The 16,064-nt window shown below is 62.9% G+C and carries 12 protein-coding genes; 10 read left to right on the top strand and 2 right to left on the bottom strand.

Features of this window, described 5'->3' with window-relative positions; translation table 11 throughout:
* The first annotated feature begins 93 nt into the window (after nucleotides 1-93).
* Both FY258_RS05960 and FY258_RS05965 read left to right on the top strand, forming a co-directional pair.
* Entirely contained in the window at nucleotides 94-2,835 is a 2,742-nt protein-coding gene (locus tag FY258_RS05960; protein WP_118104135.1) for a ribonucleoside-diphosphate reductase subunit alpha, read from the top strand.
* Between the two features lie 350 nt (nucleotides 2,836-3,185).
* Nucleotides 3,186-3,650: a helix-turn-helix domain-containing protein gene (locus tag FY258_RS05965; RefSeq protein WP_118104137.1), complete on the top strand. Its 465-nt coding sequence runs from the start codon at nucleotides 3,186-3,188 to the stop codon at nucleotides 3,648-3,650.
* 87 nt (nucleotides 3,651-3,737) lie between these two features.
* Here the strand turns inward: FY258_RS05965 and FY258_RS05970 are convergent, their stop codons facing one another.
* Nucleotides 3,738-4,784, bottom strand: a complete 1,047-nt coding sequence (locus tag FY258_RS05970; RefSeq protein ID WP_118104139.1) for a hypothetical protein — start codon at nucleotides 4,782-4,784, stop codon at nucleotides 3,738-3,740.
* A 229-nt stretch (nucleotides 4,785-5,013) separates the two neighbouring features.
* Between FY258_RS05970 and FY258_RS05975 the strand changes: the two genes are divergently transcribed.
* Nucleotides 5,014-6,000 (top strand): SPFH domain-containing protein, encoded by a 987-nt coding sequence (locus tag FY258_RS05975; RefSeq protein ID WP_118104141.1) that lies wholly within the window; start codon nucleotides 5,014-5,016, stop codon nucleotides 5,998-6,000.
* Nucleotides 6,001-6,075: 75 nt separating this feature from the next.
* On the top strand, nucleotides 6,076-6,495 hold the full coding sequence (locus FY258_RS05980) for a hypothetical protein (RefSeq protein ID WP_118104143.1): 420 nt from the start codon (nucleotides 6,076-6,078) through the stop codon (nucleotides 6,493-6,495).
* Between the two features lie 403 nt (nucleotides 6,496-6,898).
* Here the strand turns inward: FY258_RS05980 and FY258_RS05985 are convergent, their stop codons facing one another.
* Nucleotides 6,899-7,921 carry an acyltransferase family protein gene (locus tag FY258_RS05985; RefSeq protein ID WP_259324474.1) on the bottom strand — a complete coding sequence of 341 codons (1,023 nt, stop codon included), beginning with the start codon at nucleotides 7,919-7,921 and terminating at the stop codon, nucleotides 6,899-6,901.
* A 140-nt stretch (nucleotides 7,922-8,061) separates the two neighbouring features.
* Here FY258_RS05985 and proC point away from each other — a divergent pair, with 140 nt between their 5' ends.
* The 6 genes from proC (at nucleotide 8,062) to FY258_RS06015 (ending at nucleotide 16,061) form a co-directional block, all read left to right on the top strand.
* A complete protein-coding gene (gene proC / locus FY258_RS05990; protein WP_118104147.1) occupies nucleotides 8,062-8,850 on the top strand; it encodes a pyrroline-5-carboxylate reductase in 789 nt (262 codons plus the stop codon).
* 344 nt (nucleotides 8,851-9,194) lie between these two features.
* Nucleotides 9,195-11,036, top strand: a complete 1,842-nt coding sequence (locus tag FY258_RS05995) for a carbon starvation CstA family protein (RefSeq protein ID WP_118104149.1) — start codon at nucleotides 9,195-9,197, stop codon at nucleotides 11,034-11,036.
* A 204-nt stretch (nucleotides 11,037-11,240) separates the two neighbouring features.
* Complete coding sequence (locus FY258_RS06000) at nucleotides 11,241-11,621, top strand: YtxH domain-containing protein (protein ID WP_118104151.1); 381 nt, start codon at nucleotides 11,241-11,243, stop codon at nucleotides 11,619-11,621.
* A 43-nt stretch (nucleotides 11,622-11,664) separates the two neighbouring features.
* Nucleotides 11,665-12,438 (top strand): PRC-barrel domain-containing protein, encoded by a 774-nt coding sequence (locus FY258_RS06005; protein ID WP_259324475.1) that lies wholly within the window; start codon nucleotides 11,665-11,667, stop codon nucleotides 12,436-12,438.
* A 45-nt stretch (nucleotides 12,439-12,483) separates the two neighbouring features.
* Nucleotides 12,484-13,869: a polysaccharide deacetylase family protein gene (locus FY258_RS06010; RefSeq protein ID WP_259324476.1), complete on the top strand. Its 1,386-nt coding sequence runs from the start codon at nucleotides 12,484-12,486 to the stop codon at nucleotides 13,867-13,869.
* A gap of 311 nt (nucleotides 13,870-14,180) precedes the next feature.
* Nucleotides 14,181-16,061 (top strand): magnesium transporter, encoded by a 1,881-nt coding sequence (locus tag FY258_RS06015; protein WP_118104155.1) that lies wholly within the window; start codon nucleotides 14,181-14,183, stop codon nucleotides 16,059-16,061.
* The last annotated feature ends 3 nt before the right edge of the window (nucleotides 16,062-16,064 follow it).

The following is a 16,064-nucleotide window of genomic DNA, read 5'->3' on the forward strand; positions in this document are numbered from 1 at the left end:
CAGTTAGGCTATGCTAACCATCAACATATCGGCATCGAAGCCGAGAGAAACACCAGATATTGCGTTTGCGCACACAGATAGCAGGGAGAGGCAATGACGGAGACCGGCACCCCGGATGTGGGGTTCATAAAGAAGCGGGACGGCCGCAGCGAGCGCTTCGACGGGGCGAAGATCGTCGAGGCGATGAGGCGTGCCTTTGAAGACGTGGCTGACGAGCAGACCGCTGCCCGGGGCCTGATTGCAGGGCATGGGGCATCTGCGCCGGCGGTGTCTATCGACGAGCTGGAGGCACTTCTCGCCAGCATTGAACAGGCCATGGCTCGTGATGCCGTCGATTGCGTCGAGGGGGTTCAAGACCTGGTTGAGCGCGCGCTCATGGAGCGCGGCCATTTCGAGGTGGCGAAAAGTTACATCCTCTACCGCCATGAGCGGGCCGAAAAGCGCGCGGTTCGTGTCGAGCTCGCGCGTGCCGTTGCCGGTTTAGGCGGGGGAATCGCATACGAAGATGGCCTCGTGCCGGCCGGCGCCCCATCCGCCGCGGATGACGACGCTGCTGCCGCGCCGAAGGACCACCTTGCCGAGGACCTCGACCGCACCCTCACCCGTATCCAGCGCGACTTTGACGATCCTGCCTACGACCTGGCCATGCTCTCTGCTCGATTCCGCGCCCTCACGGGTGCCGGCCAGGATGCCGACGCGCGCCTCGGCGCGCTCATCCGTGCGGCCGTTGAACTCACCAGTCAGGAGGCCCCACGTTGGGAGATGATCGCCGCGCGCCTCCTGGACCTTTCGTTTATGCGTCGTCTTACCGTCACGCGTCGCGAGCTGGGCATCGTATCGTTCGGGGAGCTGGTGCGCCACCTCACCGAGCGCGGTCTGTACGGCGATTACATCCTTGCCTCCTATTCCGTCTCGGAACTTGAGGAGGCGGCGGCCTTCATGGTGCCCGAGCGCGATGAGCTGTTCGCATATTCAGGCCTCGACCTGCTTATCAACCGTTACGTAATCCGCGCGCACGACCATACGCCCCTGGAGAGCCCACAGGAGATGTTCCTCGGTATCGCGTTGCATCTCGCCATGAACGAGGAGCCGACGCAGCGCCTTGCGTGGGTCAAGCGGTTCTACGATATGCTCAGCAAGCTTGAGGTGACCATGGCCACGCCCACGCTGAGCAATGCCCGTAAGCCCGATCATCAGCTCTCGAGCTGTTTTATCGACACGGTGCCGGACAGCCTCGTGGGTATCTATCGCAGCATCGACAATTTTGCCCAGGTGAGCAAATACGGCGGCGGCATGGGCGTGTACCTGGGCAAGGTGCGCGCAACCGGCGGGTCCATCCGCGGCTTCGAGGGCGTTGCGGGCGGCGTGATCCGCTGGATCCGCGTGATCAACGACACCGCCGTGGCGGTCGATCAGCTGGGTATGCGCCAGGGCGCCGTGGCGGTGTATCTGGATGCCTGGCACCGTGATCTGCCCGAGTTTCTGAATTTGCGAACGAACAACGGCGACGACCGCATGAAGGCGCACGATGTCTTTCCAGCCGTGTGCTATCCGGACCTGTTTTGGCGCATGGCCGAGGAGAGCCTCGACCAGGACTGGCACCTCATGTGCCCGCATGACATCCTGCAGGTCAAGGGTTATGCGCTCGAAGATTTCTATGGCGATGAGTGGGAGCGCCGCTACCGCGATTGCGTGGCCGACCCTCGCATCTCCAAGCGCCGCATTCTTATCAAGGACCTGGTGCGCCTCATTCTCAAGAGCGCCGTGGAGACCGGCACCCCGTTCGCTTTCATGCGTGACGCCGTGAATCGCGCGAACCCCAATGGGCATGAGGGCGTGATCTACTGCTCGAACCTCTGCACCGAGATCGCGCAGAATACAAGCGCGATCGAGGAGGTGGCGCGCGAGGTTGTGACCGAGGACGGCGATACGGTCGTGGTGACTACCACGCGCCCGGGCGATTTTGTGGTGTGCAACCTCGCGAGCCTCTCGCTCGGCCGCCTTCCCGTCGAGGATGACGAAACCATGGGCCGCGTGATCGAGACCGCGGTCCGTGCGCTGGACAATGTCATCGACCTGAATTTCTATGCGCTGCCCTATGCGCGCATCACCAACCATCGCTATCGCTCGATCGGCCTGGGCGTTTCGGGTTATCACCACATGCTTGCCCGTCGCGGGATCTCGTGGGAGAGCGAAGAGCACCTGGCCTTTGCCGACGAGGTGTTTGAACGCATCAACTACCATGCGATTCGTGCTAGCGAGCGCCTGGCGGAGGAGCGTGGGGCCTACGGGCTGTTCGAGGGTAGCGATTGGCAGACGGGTGCATATTTTGCCAAGCGCGGGTACTGTTCCTTGTCTGGTGAGGTTGCCGGGGTGCGCGAGGGCGCGATGGGCGCCGAGCATTGGGGCGAGCTGGCCGAGGCGGTGGCGCGCAATGGCGTGCGCAACGCCTATCTTCTGGCGATTGCGCCTACGAGCTCGACCTCGATTCTCTCGGGAACCACGCCGGGCATCGACCCGATCATGCGCAAGTTCTTCTTGGAGGAGAAGAAAGGCTCGATGCTGCCGCGCGTGGCGCCGGAGCTTTCGCCGCGTACGTATTGGTACTACAAGCCGGCGCACTATATCGAGCAGACATGGAGCGTGCGCGCCGCGGGCGTGCGTCAGCGCCATATCGACCAAGCGCAGTCGATGAACCTCTACATTACGAATGACTACACGTTGCGTCAGGTGCTCAATCTCTACCTCGAGGCATGGCGTCGCGGCGTGAAGACGATTTATTACGTGCGCAGCAAATCCCTGGAAGTGGAGGAGTGCGAGTCCTGTTCGGCATAAAGCCTCCATGTATCGCATGAGCGCGCTCGACCCCCGCGGACCCATATCCGGCCCCGCGGGGGTTGCGCGTATCGATAGGGGGTTTATATTGAGCGAGCGGTGGCGTGCACGGCCCAGCACGTACCGGGGTAGATATCAAGTGTGTGTTTGTCAAGTTTCCGTATGCGTGTCAATCGGAAATGGGTAACATGCGTCTATAAAAAGACGCCCGTACTAACTATGTGCGGTTTTCGATATACCTGTTTTACAGGTGGGATTTTTGTTCTAACGGCTATACTGTGCGAGATTGCCGAGCAGGGCTGTGGTTAAGAGCTGTGCCGAGGTTGTGAGCACGTCGAGAGGTGAGATTCGTGGCCGAGCAGAAAACAGGACGCGCGTATGACGCCAAGGTACGCCGACAGGCGGTAAAGGTTCTTGCAACCGGTGCGGGGCATCGTGCCCTTGCATCGAAGCTCGGTATCCCCGATGCCACGGCACGTCAGTGGGCACGCTCCTATGCGGCCGGTGGCAAGGTCGCGGTGATGAACGCGGGGGCCACGCATCGCGTGTATCCGTTCGAGCTCAAGCTTTCTGCGGTCAAGGACCGTTTGGAGAACGGCATGAGCGTGCGTGAAGTGATGATCAAGCACGGCATCCCCAGCGAGTCGTCGGTTAAGACCTGGTGTCGTCAGTACCGTGCCCATGGTGAGGAAGCTCTGGTCAACAAGCCGCGCGGCGTCAAGCCGCGTCATGTGCGCGAGCAGTTGGAGCGCGAGCGCGCCGAGGCCGAGCGTGTCGAGCGCGAACGGGCTCAGGGCGGTCAGGCCGAGGAGTAGGTCGAGGGGCCGGAGACGGTCTGGATACGCCAGATTTCAAGGGCGGGCATCCTTTGGGGTGCTCGCCCTTTTTCATGTGCGCCGGTTCTAGTACCCCAAGGGGATGCCAAGTTGGTATTGCGCCTGATCGAGGTCGAGGACCCAGGTGCCGTCTTCAAAGGCCAGCTGGAACCCGAGGAAGGATTCGGAGTCCATCTCGGCGTTCTCGATTGCCTCGGCGAACAGCTCGCGCACATGCGCCTGCTCGTTCTCGGCGAGGGGCCGCTTGGTCCCCGCCTCGTCAGTGTCCAGCTCGCTGATATAGCTGTAGACGCTCTGCCGCAGCGTGGCGCGCATGTCGAGGAGGTCGGGTCCCCAAGTGTAGAGGTACAGGCTCGCGGTGCCCTCGTCGGTGTGTGCGTAGCAGGAGTCGATCCGGTAGCTGAAATTGGAGAGCGCCCAATCCGCATAGGCGTTCGCGTCGATGCCAAGTTCATCGCAGGTGTAGCCGGTGGTTTCCACCATGCTCTGGTTAAGGCCATCGATGATCGCCGTGCGCTCGGGGCTCTGCTCGCTGGCGATGGCCTGCAGGTAGGCATCGCAGATCTGCACGCAAGCACGCTCATCGTCATCCAGGGAGTCCATGTCGATTCCGGGGCTCGGGTCGTGACCGTCGTACGAGGGCTCTTCCGGCTCGATGAGTTCGGGGGAATCCGTCTCGGATGTCAGGTTCGAGAAGAGGCCGCCTATGCCGTAGAGCAAGGCGGGCAGCAAGTTCGCCAAGACGACGAAGATGACAATTGCCCGCACGGTCTTGCCCAACGGTGAAGGTCCCCGTTTGTCTTTGGGTGCGGCTTTGGCGGCCCGTCGCGCGGCGGTGCGCTCCGCCCGCATCTGCCGCTTTTGCTCGCGCGCTTCGGAGGGGCTGGGGGATTGTGCGCGCTGGAAGTGATCGGCGGTGTTGTCTGCGGAGGGGGCCTCGTAATCGTCGCGCGTCTTGGTGGGGCCGTCGTAGGGGCTCCCGTCAAGGGCGCAGGCCTCCGGTTCGATGTCGTCGAACAGCCCGTCGAAAACACCCGGTTCGTCCCATGGGAGGGTCGGTTCACCGGCGGTGAACGGATCGACCTGGGCGTCATGCTCTTTGCGTCGTGCCATGGGTGCCTCCCATATTCTTCACGGTGCCGGGGCTCCGCGCGTCTCGGGCGAGTCTTGGGCGATGGAGTTCGCGGGCGCCGTGCGCGCGGGTGTATCGGCACAGTATATCTTGCGTTCTCGCCGCTTCACTGCCACCGACCGTTTGCGGGAAACAGGCGGTATCTCGCGGCGGGTTGAACGGCAAGTGGGTATGATGCATCCAACGAAAACCACGTTCTAAGGACCGAACATGTTCTTCCTCTTCGATCTTGTGGGCGGCCTCTTTGGCTTGGCGATCATCTTCGTGATCGTTGGCCTGGTCACGGGCAACCTGTTCTTCGTGGTCAAGCAGCAGCATGCGGTGATCATCGAGCGTCTGGGAAAGTTCCATCGCATCGTGGGCGCCGGCTTTCACGTCAAGATCCCCTTCATCGACCGCAAGGCCGCAACGGTGAGCCTGCGCACCATGAAGAACGGTTTCGATATCGACGTGAAGACGCAGGACAACGTGACCATCGGCCTGGAGGTCTCGGCCCAGTATCACGTGAGCTACGAGATGGGCACCGGCCCTGCTGAGTCCGGCGTGTACAAGAGCTACTACATGCTCCAGCAGCCCGTGGCGCAGATGCGCGACTTCATCACCGACGCCCTGCGCTCTTCGATTCCCGTCTATACCCTCGACGAGGTCTTTGCCAAGAAAGACGACATCGCCAAGGACGTGAACGCAACCGTGTCCGAGCAGATGGACGCCTACGGGTTCACCTTGGTGAGCACGTTGATCACCAAGATCGCACTGCCCGCCGAGGTCGAGGACTCCATGAACCAGATCAACGCCGCGCAGCGCACCAAGGCCGCTGCGCAGGACCTCGCCGAGGCCGATCGCATCCGCCGCGTCACCGAGGCGCGCGCTGAGGCCGAGGCCATGGAGAAGGCCGGTGAGGGCATTGCCAACCAGCGCAAGGCCATCGCCATCGGCATCAAGGATTCGCTCGAGACCATCCAGGAGACGGGCGTGGGCAATGCCGAGGCCAACCAGCTGTTCATGTTCACCCAGTGGACGGAGATGATGAACGAGTTCGCCAAGAGTGGTCGTGCGAGCACCGTGGTGCTGCCCACCGATTTTACGCAGAGCGCGGGCATGTTCGAGCAGATGCTCGCCGCGAGCCAGGCGGTCGACGCCGCGCCCGTGCCTCAGGCGCCCCCGGTCCCGCCGGTGAACTCGCGCCTGGACGTGTAAACTGGGTATATAGCAACCGAAATGCAACGAGGGGGCCGCGGGAAACGGCCCCCTCTCCTGAGGAGAGGGGAAGCGATGAGCAGCTCGAGAAAGATGTTGAAGATTATCGCCATGGTGTCCGCTATCACGGGCCTTGCCATGCTGACGTTTGGCCTGGCTGTTGCCGGTGCGGGTCTGTTTGGCGGCACCGCGATTTCGGGTACGGACGCGGCGTCCCTGTACATGGGCGTTTCCGGCGTGTCGGGCCTGTGCTTTGTGGTGATGGGCCTCATGGGCATGCGCGCGTCGAACGTGCCGTCGCGCAGCGGCACCGCGGTCGCGACTTCGCTCGGCTGCCTCGCAGTCACTGCCGTGGCGGTGCTGTTCTGGTCGTGGCAGGGCTTTGTGAAGATCGACGTGCCGAATGCGATCCTGCTGGTTGTGGGCGCGATTGAGGCGCTCGCCGTCCTGATGCTCGCGCGCAAGGTCAAGAAGGAGCACGCCACCTGGCACTAGTCGCACTTGGGGTTACCCCGTTCGTCCGGGCGCGGCCCCTGGCTGTCTTCGGCCTGGGCACGGCCCCGGTGTTCCTGATTTGGGCACGGCCCCTGCCGGCCCCCGCAGGGTGAGGCGCCTGCCGGGCCTCGTAGGGTGAGGCGTCTGCCTGCCCCCCCCGCAGGGTGCGTGAACTTATGAACGATTTTGATGGCAGAAAATGGAGCTTATGAACGATTGGTTCATAAGCTCCATTTTTGTACGCATATCTACCTGCGGAAACAATATCGCAAAAATGAATAGTAGGGGGTCAACCGTTCATATCCTATCTTTGGCTATTTCCCATGCGTTCGACTCGCGCGTCCAGTGCGTCCGCGCGCTGCCTACTCGCGCGCGGCCTGCCCGCGCGCACCAGGTCCGCGCGTTACCGGTCTGCTCGCATCGGGCGCACGAGCACCCTTGTCCAGTGAATCTTGAGCAGCCGCGCGAAGGGGCGCTCGAAGACGGGCGCGGCGCACGCGAGGACGATAGCGGCTGTGAGCGCGGTGACGACAAGCGAGCCGGGCACCGCCTCGATCATCCATGGGAAGTCGTAGAGCGGCGTGTGGAAGGTGAGCCATGCGCGGATTAGGCGATGCAGCACGTAGACTTGAAGCGTGCGGCGACCGAGGGTGGTGAGCGCGCCTCGATGCTCGGGCGCCAGGCGGATCAGGGCGACGGAGAACAGCGCGCCTATTCCGAGCGCGGTGAGCTTTTGCAGCACTCCCATAAGAAGGCCATGCTCATAAGGGTTGTCACCATAGACCATGGGAAAGAACCACTCGTGCGCATCGGGGTCGATCACGCGTATGGCGGCAATCGCGAGAGCGATCGCAACTGCGCGCGCTGCTCCTCGCCAGTTGCGAATGCGCAGGATGTCCTGCGGTTCCAGGTAGTACCCGAGCGCGAAGCACGGCAAAAACGCGATGGTTCGGCTGATGGCGAGCAAGCCGCTCGAGAGATCGACCATGCCCCACAGCAGCGATGCAGCGAGCGCGAGTGCCAGGCCCCGTCGAGGGCCCAGATATGAGAGCGCCGGGGTCAGTGCGTACCAACATGCCATGGAGACCAGATACCACGGCGCCGACGTGAACGAGAGGATGCGCGCGGGTGTGAGCGCGGCGCCGTTGACGAGCGCGAGCGCTAGCTGGAAGCCAAAACCGAGAACGAGAAAACTCAAAATGCGGTCGACGTTGAGCTTGCCTCCACGGTACGCGCCCTTGGCGAACAGGCCGGACATGAACACAAATAACGGCATGTGGAATAGGTAGATGATGTCGAAGGCTGCACTGAGGACGGGATTATCGTTGTGGACGGGGTGCGCTACGTGGCCGAGGACCACCAGGATGATGAGAATGCCCTTGATGTTGTCGAACAGGGCGATTCTTCCGCCCCCGCGTTTTTCCACGCCCGGCCCCCTTTTGTTGCGCACGAAGCTCTCATGCTAACAAGACGGGAGCACCTGCATCGTTGCCGTAAGATATCTGCATATATGACGTAAACGGGCGGCCTGCCGAATGCGGCCCGCCCTTGGCGAGAGGGGCTTTCGTGAATCTGGAAGAGACCAAGATCGGCTTCATCGGATTTGGCAATATGGCGAGCGCCATGGCGGATGGCTGGATTGCCAGCGGTGCGGTTTTGGCGGAGAACATGTGCGCCTGCGCCGGCCGTTTCGATGCGCTCAAGAGTCGCTGCGAGGAGCGCGGTATGCGCGCGTTCGAGGATGCGGCCGCAGTGATCGAGGCTGCCGACGTGGTGGTCGTTGCGGTTAAGCCCTACATGATCGAGCGCGTGCTGGGCCCGGTGGCGCAGCTCCTCGCAGACAAGGCGGTGCTCTCGGTCGCGGCTGGTTGGGACTGCGAGGCGTATGAGCGCGTCATTCCGGGGACGCGTCATCTCTCGACGGTGCCCAACACCCCGGTTGCCATCAACGAGGGCGTGATTGCCTGCGAGAAGGCCTCTACGCTCACCGAGGGCGACCACGACCTCGTCTTCGCCCTGCTCGATCTGCTCGGTACTCCGGTCGAGGTCGAGACGCGCCTGCTATCCGTCGCCGGAACGGTGGGAGGCTGTTCTCCGGCGTTCATAGCCATGGTCATCGAGGCCCTTGCGGATGCCGCGGTCAAGCACGGGATTCCGCGTGCCACGGCCTACCCCATGGTGAGCCAGATGATGGTTGGCACCGCCAAGCTGCAGCTTGCGACCGGCATGCACCCCGGTGCGATGAAAGACGCCGTCTGCTCTCCCGGCGGCACCACGATTCGCGGTGTGGCGGAACTCGAGGCGGCGGGCATGCGCTCGGCTTTTATCCGCGCCATCGACGCGATCGAGGGTTAGCGGGGCCCGCCTGTAGGGTATTCGCCCGCCTCCCACCTCCGCAGGGCCGGGTTTTCTCAAGACGAAACACGGATGAAATCTTGTTGACTCCAGTTTGCTAAAGCGCAATACTGCAACCGTCCACTTTAGTAGACGAGAGCGCGTCCGCGCGAACGTCGCAATCACAAAGGGTTTTGAAGCCATGCGTCATCTTTGCCTAAACATTCTCAGCATTATTAGCTAGCACGAGTTGGCAAGATGTGCCGCCCGTGCATTCACGGGCGGCTGATAGCTGATGGGGGCCGTCGTATTGCATCGACGGCCCCCATTTTTTCTGGCTTTGACACTCAAGAGGGGGAGGAACCATGAACGGAGTCGTATTGATGGTGGTCGCCGCGGCAGTTTTGGCCGCAGGTTACCTGGGTTACGGAAGGTGGCTCGCGAGTAAATGGGGTGTCGACCGCGAGGCCCTCACGCCGGCGTGCCGCATGGAGGATGGCAAGAACTTTTCGCCGGCGTCCGCCTTCACCGTCTTCTCGCACCAGTTCAGCTCGATCTGCGGTGCGGGTCCCGTCACGGGCACCATCGTCGCCATGGCGTTCGGCTGGCTTCCGGTTGTGTTGTGGGTGCTCGTAGGCGGCATCTTCTTTGGCGCGGTGCACGATTTCGGCGCGCTGTACGCCTCGATGAAGAACAACGGCAAGTCCCTCGCCCAGCTCATCGAGAAGTACATCGGCCGCACGGGGCGTCGTCTGTTCCTGTTGTTCTGCTGGCTGTTCTGCCTGATCGTGATCGCGGCGTTCACCTCCATGGTCGCCGGCACCTTCAAGTTCACGCCCGACGCCGCCGGCGCGGTCGATTTTGCCAAGTCCTATGCCGCCGGCTGCGCGGGCACGATCTCGATCCTGTTCACCTTCGTCGCCATGGCCTTCGGTTGGGCCTGCCGCAAGTTCAACCTCACGGGCGCCAAGCAGTTTGCCACGGGCGTCGTCCTCATGGTAGCCATGTTCGCGGTCGGCATGCAGTTCCCCGTCTACCTCGACCTTAACGGCTGGATCGCCGTCGTCATGGTGTACCTGGTGTTCGCCGGTGCCATGCCCATCCAGACCCTCAAGCAGCCGCGCGACTACCTGACTTCCATCATGATGATCGTCATGATCGTGTGCGCCGTCCTCGGCATCGTGGTGCTCGGTGCCAAGGGCCAGGCCACCATCACCGCCCCGGTGTTCACGGGCTTCACCTCCGCCTCCGGCATGATGTTCCCGGTGCTGTTCGTCTCCGTCGCTTGCGGCGCGCTCTCCGGCTTCCATAGCCTGGTGTCCTCGGGCACGTCCTCCAAGATGGTCGAGAACGAGGCCGATGCGGTGAAGGTCGGTTACGGCGCCATGGTCGTGGAGTCCTTCGTGGGTATCCTCGCCATCATCGTTGCCGGCATCATGTTCTCCGATATGAACACTGCTGGTACGGGTGCCCTCAACGGTGGCGTCGCCTCCACCCCGTTCGCGATCTTCGCCACCGGCATCGCCCGCAGCATGCAGGCATTCGGCATCGACGGCACCGTGGCGACCGTGTTCATGACTATGAACGTCTCTGCCCTCGCCCTGACCTCCCTCGACGCGGTCGCCCGCATCGGCCGTACCTCCTTCTCCGAGTTCTTCGCCACGAGCAACGACGCCCTGGCCGTTGAGAGCGAGAAGACCGGCGCCATGAGGGTGCTCGGCAACCCCTGGTTCGCCACCGTGGTGACCCTGCTGCCCGGCCTGGCCCTCACCTTTGGCGGCTATCTCAACATCTGGCCGCTCTTCGGCGCCTCCAACCAGCTGCTCGGAGGCATGACCATGATCACCTTGGCCGTGTTCTGCAAGTGCACCGGCCGTAAGGGCCTGATGCTCTACGTGCCCGTCGCGTTCCTGCTCGTGTGCACCTTCACCTCGCTCGGCATGAGCATCGCCGGTTGCGTGACGGCGCTGCAGACGGGCGGCATGGCCGTCATGGCAACCTCCGGCCTGCAGCTCGTGTTCGCCGTGCTCTTGGTTGCGCTCGGCCTGATCGTCACCGGCAACTGCCTGAAGGAGCTGCGTGGCAAGGAGTTCGGCTCCATGCCCGACGAGGAGCCCGAGTGGTCCGAGATGGGTGCGCGCGACTACCGCGCCGGCAAGTTCTCCGGCAAGGGAGAGGTTCCTGATGGCGTGGCCGTCGAGGCGTAAAACCGTTTGACGGGGGTTCCCGCACGCGGAAGTTCGCATCATGACGGGTCGGTCGCAGCTGCGGTCGACCCGTTTGTCCTATCGGAGACATCGCCACGGTGTGAAGCGGGCGTCCGCCGCGATACGCTCGCCGCGCCCGCTGGGTATAATGGTTCAACATCGAATTGACCCGACTTGGACCGACGGTCCTACTAAGGAGTAATCATGGGCAAGGGTATGAGTTTTGTCGCTGGCGTTGCCGTGGGCGCCGCCGCGGGTGCCGTCCTGGGCGTCATGTTCGCCCCGCGCTCCGGTTCCGAGACCCGCGCCATGGCCGCCGATATGGCCAACGACGCCTGGGATTCCGCGCGCGATATGTATGAGCAGGGCGTCGACCAGGCCCGTTCCGCTATGGGCGACTTTGGCCCCACCATGGACGCCGCGACCGACGAGCTGCGCGCCAAGGTCGACCTCGCCCGTGAGCGTATGGACCAGCTGCGTGAGCAGCTCAATGTCGCCGTCGCCTCCGGCACCGTGACCCCTGCCGCCGACGTGGTGGTGGAGACGGTTGCTCCCGACGCCCCGCTCGACCCCGTCCAGGCCTAAGCGCCCCTTCGCCACGCATATGCTGGCAGGTGATTTCGCGGGAATGAAGCTGTACAAGCTTCCCGCGCAGGACAAGAAACTCAAAAAAGACGGAACGCCGCGCGATCCTAAAAAAATCGGCAAGTTCCACTGCCCGGTGTTCACGCCGGATGGGACGCAAGTCGTGGGCTTCATGATCAAGATGCCCGACATCGCGGGCATGATCAAGCAGCCCGACCGCTTCGTTGCCTACGACGCAATCGCCGCCGGTGCCGAGGAGATCGTCGTCAAGGAGGATCGCGCCGCGTTTGACACTGCGGCCGCCAAACGCTTGGGTATCGACCTGGACGCGTGTCTCATCTGGACGGGAATGGACGTGCGCACCGTTTCGGGGGAGCGCGTGGGCTACTGCGCCGACGTCGACTTCAACCTCCGCACCGGCAAGGTCAACGCTTTCATCCTCACCGAGGGCGGGGCCTCCAACGCGCTCGTCGGCCATAGGGAGATGCCCGCGAGCATGCTCAAGGGCTACCGCGACGACGCGATGATCGTCCAGGATGCCGCGGCGAATCTCGAGTTCTCCGGCGGTGCCGCAGCCAAGGCAGCCGAGGCGAGCGTAAAGGTCGCCGCAAAGGCGTCCGAGGTGACCGCCAAGGCCAAGGTCCAGGCAAAGAAGGGCGCCGCCGTCATCGACGAGAAGGGCTCAAAGGCCCTCGATAAGGGCAGTCGCGCCTTGGGCAAACAGCTCGGAAAGACGAAGGGTATGTTTGGCGCCTTCGTGAGCGAGTACAAAAAGGCCGCGGGGACCCCCGCCAAGGGATCGGGGAAGAAGTCCTAGCCGCCGCCGTTGCACATATATGACATTCGATGGACGGGAGAACCATTGCCTAACTACACCACCTCCTATTCCACCAAGAACAAGCCTCGCTATCGCAAGAACACGAACGGGCGCCTCTCCGGCGCCCGTAAACCGCCGCGTCGCCGTGACGCACAGTATTTGCGTCGGACGCAGGGCTTTGGCGGGCGTCGTCGCTCCGGCCACGGCTACGGTGGAAATGACCGCCGCCCTTACGCGATCATCGTGGTGGGCTGTGCTTTTCTGCTCTTCGTGGCGAGCATCGTGTGGTACGCAAATCGCAGCGTCGAGATAACGCTGAACGGCGAGGCCGCAAAGGTCCGCATCAATTCCTCCATCGAGCGCGTCATCCGCGAGAAGGAGCTCGAGCCGCGCCCGGGCAATTTGCTCGCCGTCGACGACTCCGTTCTCGAGAAAGGCGGCGGCACCGCCTGCACCGTCGAGCTGAATGGCAAGGCCATCGATAACGATCGCCTGGGCGAGGTCGAGCTTACGGGCGGCGAGAAGCTCGAGGTCGGTGACGGCAAGGACATCTACGAGAAGCATGACGTCGAGGCAACCGTCATCGAGCCCACGCTCACCATCGACGGGACGGGTCCCCTGCGTTTCGTGCAGACATGGGGCGTGCCCGGCCGTTCCGAGGTTTGGACCGGCAAAAAGACCGGTATCGTGGCCGATAAGGGCGTTGTCGAGGATGTGGTGAACGCCGAGGTGACTTGCACCACGATCACGCCGGACACCAAGGGGAAGAAGTACATCGCGCTGACGTTCGACGAGGGTCCCAGCTCGCGCACGTCCGAGATCCTGGACATCCTCAAGGAGAAGGATGCCAAGGCGACGTTCTTCGTCTCCGGCGACAAGGTGGCCGCGGCGCCCGCGGCGGTCAAGGCGATCGCCGAGTCGGGCAACGAGCTCGGTACCAATGCGTACTCCGATATCAACCTGGGCGAGCTTTCCGCCTCCGATTTGCGAACGCAGCTTTCCGACAGTTTCTCCGCCGTGAAGAAGGTGGGCGGCGGAAAGGTCTCGCTTGTGCGCCCGCCGTTCGGCGAGTTTTCCGAGCAGAACTGGGCCGATGCCATGGATATGGTGAGTGCGATCGTCTCCTGGAACGTCGACTCGGGCGACTGGCTGCTGCCCGGCGCCGCGGCCGTTGCCGATACCGTGGTCGGCTCCGTTCGCAACGGCAGTATCGTCCTGCTCACCGACAATGATGCAACCTGCGCCCAAACCGTGGAGGCGCTGCCGCAGATCGTCGACCGCCTGCAGGCCGAAGGATACGAGTTCGTCACCCTATCCGAGATGATCGCCACCGACGACGACCTCAAGGACCTGGTGGACCTCTCGAAGGTGGGGATGCCCAAGAAGGCGAGCCTGCCCGTGGTGCAGAAGGACTCCGAGCAGGGCAAGTGATCGTTTGGGAGTTCCCTCGAGCCCGGTTTGCTCGAGGTTTCGCTGCTCAGGGGCGAGGTGCGCCCTACGAGGTGGGCTTACCATCTGCTGATAATAGGCGTGCCGTCACAAGCGGGCGGCATGGTATAGTAAGTGCGGCTGTGCCCACCGGGCCAGCCGCATGTTTTTTGCAGTTTTGAGGGTCACGAGAAAGGCCTGAGGTGAAACCTAAACCCCGACCACACAGTCGCTGACCCCTGCGAGTGACTCCTTCGCGCACAGCGCGGCAGATGAGCGCCCGCCGGGGTGCATCTGCATATTGAAGGAGCACTATGAACTACTTTTCCGAAATGCTCAAACTCCCGGTCGTGGATGCGGCCGGCGAGAAAATCGGTGTTGTGAACGACTTGGGCATCGCCACGGGCGAGGTCTTCCCCCGTGTTACCGCTCTGGCCTTCCAGGGCCCGGGCAAGACGCCGTTCATGATCTCATGGCGCAAGTACGTCGAGCGTTTTGACGAGGACGGCGTGTACCTCAAGTATCCCGCCACCGACATCCGCTTCTCCTACCTCCAGCCCGACGAGGTTCTCCTCGCGCGCGACATCATGAACAAGCAGATCGTCGACACGCAGGGCATGAAGGTCGTGCGAGTGAACGACATCAAGCTGTCGGCCACCGGCGACAACCAGTTGCGTCTGCTCGGCGCCGAGGTGGGCGCCCGAGGCCTTTTGCGCGCCATCCACCCGTTGTTCGAGCGCGTGAGCGTGAAGGTCGCCAAGATGCTCGGCAAGCCGCTCGCCGAGGACATCATCGCCTGGTCCTATATGGACCTGCTCGAGCGTTCCACCAAGCAGATCAAGCTCTCGGTGTCGCACAAGACCCTTTCCGAGCTCCATCCTGCCGACATCGCCGACATCATCGAACAGCTCGATCCCCGGCTGCGCACGCAGGTGTTCGCCCAGCTCGACACCGAGCAGGCGGCAGAAGCCATTACCGAGCTCGACGACGATGAGCTCATGACCGAGATGCTCGAGGGCCTGTCCGACCGCGAGGCGTCTACGATGCTCGCCACGATGGACCCCGATGACGCTGCGGCGCTCATCGAGGAGCTCGATTACGAGAAGGCCGAGAAGCTCCTGCGCCTTATGGGCGTCAAGGAGGAGAAAGCCATTCGTAACCTGCTCGGATACGAGGAGGACACGGCCGGCCGTATCATGACCAACCAGTTCGTGGCGCTTCCCGCCACGGCCACGGTCCAGGATGCCATCGACGCCCTGCGCGGTCTCGACGAGGACTTCGAGAGCATCTATTACGTCTACACCACCGATGCCGAGGGCGCGCTGACGGGCGTACTTTCCATGCGCTCGCTCGTGGTGGCCGAGCACACCGATCGCCTCAAGGACCTGGCGTATCGCGACGTGGTGTGGGTTGCTCCGGACCTCGATCAGGAGCTCGTGGCCGACGAGATGACCAAGTACGACCTCGTTGCGATTCCCGTTTGCGACGAGAACCGCCATATCCTGGGCATCGTCACGGTCGACGACGCCCTCGACGTCATTGCCGAGGAGCACGCCGAGGACTTGCAGATCGCCGGTGTCTCGGTGAGCGAGAACAGCGCGGGTGAGTCCACGCATGCCTTCTCCTGGTTCGCCCAACGCCAGTACTGGATCGTGGTTTGGGCCATCGCCGCCTGCGCCATCGCGGCCATCGTGGTGACGCCGTTCGAGAGCCTGGGGCACATGGGCGAGGCGGGCGCCCGCGAGATCATCACGGGCCAGGGCATGATGGCACTCATGCCCATCGCCATCATGCCGGTGGTCCTGCTCGCGTCCATGCGCATGGTGTCCTTTGTGAAGAACAGCTACCTCGAGTACGACGAGCGCGACGATGAACCCAAGCCCTATCTTGGCTTTTTCCTCAAGACCACGTTCATCGGCATCGTGCTGGCTGCCGTTGTGTTCTTGTGCGGCGAGCTCATGGCGACGACCCTGTTCGCCGAGGCCGGCCCCTGGGCGGCGAGCGCACTGCTCGACTGCTTCAAGGGCGCCGCGGCGGTCATCGTCGCGACGTACGCCAGCGCCGTCATTTATTTCTTCGCTCTGTTCCGCAGCGACGAGAAGGACCAGAACATCTCCGGCACCTCGCTCACGTTCGCAGCGGTTCTGCTTTCCGCCATCGCCTATACGGTGATCGGCTCGTTGCCGCTTCTGTAGGGT

The organism is Collinsella intestinalis, from assembly GCF_902364775.2.
Lineage (GTDB): Bacteria > Actinomycetota > Coriobacteriia > Coriobacteriales > Coriobacteriaceae > Collinsella.

Coding starts and splice junctions, on each gene's coding strand:
- FY258_RS05980 (WP_118104143.1), top strand. CDS start 6,076: ATGAGCAGCTCGAGAAAGATGTTGAAGATTATCGCCATGGTGTCCGCT.
- FY258_RS06000 (WP_118104151.1), top strand. CDS start 11,241: ATGGGCAAGGGTATGAGTTTTGTCGCTGGCGTTGCCGTGGGCGCCGCC.
- FY258_RS05970 (WP_118104139.1), bottom strand. CDS start 4,784: ATGGCACGACGCAAAGAGCATGACGCCCAGGTCGATCCGTTCACCGCC.
- FY258_RS06005 (WP_259324475.1), top strand. CDS start 11,665: ATGAAGCTGTACAAGCTTCCCGCGCAGGACAAGAAACTCAAAAAAGAC.
- FY258_RS05975 (WP_118104141.1), top strand. CDS start 5,014: ATGTTCTTCCTCTTCGATCTTGTGGGCGGCCTCTTTGGCTTGGCGATC.
- FY258_RS05995 (WP_118104149.1), top strand. CDS start 9,195: ATGAACGGAGTCGTATTGATGGTGGTCGCCGCGGCAGTTTTGGCCGCA.
- FY258_RS06015 (WP_118104155.1), top strand. CDS start 14,181: ATGAACTACTTTTCCGAAATGCTCAAACTCCCGGTCGTGGATGCGGCC.
- FY258_RS05960 (WP_118104135.1), top strand. CDS start 94: ATGACGGAGACCGGCACCCCGGATGTGGGGTTCATAAAGAAGCGGGAC.